This is a genomic window from Holospora curviuscula, from assembly GCF_002930195.1.
GTDB classification, from domain to species: domain Bacteria; phylum Pseudomonadota; class Alphaproteobacteria; order Holosporales; family Holosporaceae; genus Holospora; species Holospora curviuscula.
The window spans coordinates 1-1,513 of record NZ_PHHC01000049.1; the positions used below are offsets into that span (position 1 = coordinate 1).

The 1,513-nt window shown below is 34.0% G+C and carries 1 protein-coding gene; it reads right to left on the minus strand.

Annotation, left to right across the window (positions count from 1 at the left end; genetic code table 11):
* Nucleotides 1–832 precede the first annotated feature (832 nt).
* A complete protein-coding gene (locus HCUR_RS00780) occupies nucleotides 833–1,270 on the minus strand; it encodes a hypothetical protein (RefSeq protein ID WP_104206319.1) in 438 nt (145 codons plus the stop codon).
* Between the last annotated feature and the right edge of the window lie 243 nt (nucleotides 1,271–1,513).

A 1,513-nucleotide genomic window follows, 5' to 3' on the forward strand; every position in this document is an offset into this window, starting at 1 on the left:
TACGAAATGGCTTTAGCAGCTGCCGAAAATAGGGTGAGGATCGTGCATTCTATATTCTTGTTAAGGCGGAGGGCTAATCCCTAAATACAGGCTTGAAAAACATAAAAAAAAGCATCAGAAGTGTTTGAGGTGAACAGCAATACAGTGAGTAAATGGCATAATTGATATAAGAAAGAAGGGGATTACGATGCTAAAAAAAGTTTAGGATGTAAACGTAGACTGGGTTATTCAAAAATAAAATCATTTGTGAGAATAGTAGATTAAAAGATATTAAGGATGCGTTTATTATAAGCATGCTTTAGTAGTATTTAAGAAGCTAGAATTGGGTGATAAAAACACCTTTTTGCTCTCAGGGATTAGAAGAAGAAAAAGTATCGCTCCTAAAATGCTTGTATAGTGTTGATATGGTGAGTTACAAAGAGAAGGAATAGGGCAAAAAAAGCGATACCTCTTCCAAAAAAAATCATAGTATAGAAGGCTTAGTGAACGATCAATCCATAGCACCCTGCAATACAACTCTTTCTAATCGTTTGGAAGAACAGTGTTGAATCAAAACACTGAAACGCGGCCTGATTATGGATTATGTTTCATTCCATAGATCGCAAAAAATAAGAGCGCTCATAAGAGCACTCATCTAATTTGTGGTCTGAAAAATACTACTTTTACTTTATTATTCACCAGATCTAAATTTTACGGAGAAATTTTTGGATAATATGAAACGATACATTAATGATAGAATTACAGAATTCGCTCAATGACATGAGTCTATAGCCCGCTTCTTTTCTCCACCTAATACGATATGATTTACTATAGCATTAGACTTTATACCATCTTAATTAATATTATCTTCATTTTCTACGGAGTTTTTTTCACGGACATCCTCTAAGATTTTAATGTACTCATTTAAAAAATCTTTCCAGAAATCATCCCTTTTGACCCCTGCCATCATATCAATCTTAGCAACTGGGTCCACAACGACTTCGTTTTGGATGTTTGTGCTTGATTCGACTTTTTCTTTAAGATCTCTTAATGTCCTCAGGGCTTCCTTCTTCTCTTCAGAAGATAATGTGCTGAAAAGTTTTTCTATTTTTCTACGATTTTCTTTAAGAGAGTATTCAGTGCCAATGACTTCTTTAACTTCATCAAAAAATTTATTTTGAACTTTGTCTTGTAGTTCAGTTTCAACCTTATCACTTTCTTCAACAGCATTTGCATTGAATAAACCAGAAAAACTTGTAACAAGGAAAGCGAGTAGATATTTCTTATACATTTTAGTTATAGTTAGAAATTATAGTATAATTCTATCATGTTTCACAAGTTTTGTCAATTTTTTTAAAACAATTGCTTGCCATTCAACGTAATGTGAGGGTTGGCTAAAAATGTATAGAACGCTAAGTTCAGAAGGAGGCGAAGAAATCCAAGGAATGCTGCCTCAACCCAGCGTTCTCGAGTCTGTTGATCAATTCTTTTTTTTCATGAAAAGCTGTATTCCCTAGATATAACAGGGCCCCCT

Coding starts and splice junctions, on each gene's coding strand:
- HCUR_RS00780 (WP_104206319.1), bottom strand. CDS start 1,270: ATGTATAAGAAATATCTACTCGCTTTCCTTGTTACAAGTTTTTCTGGT.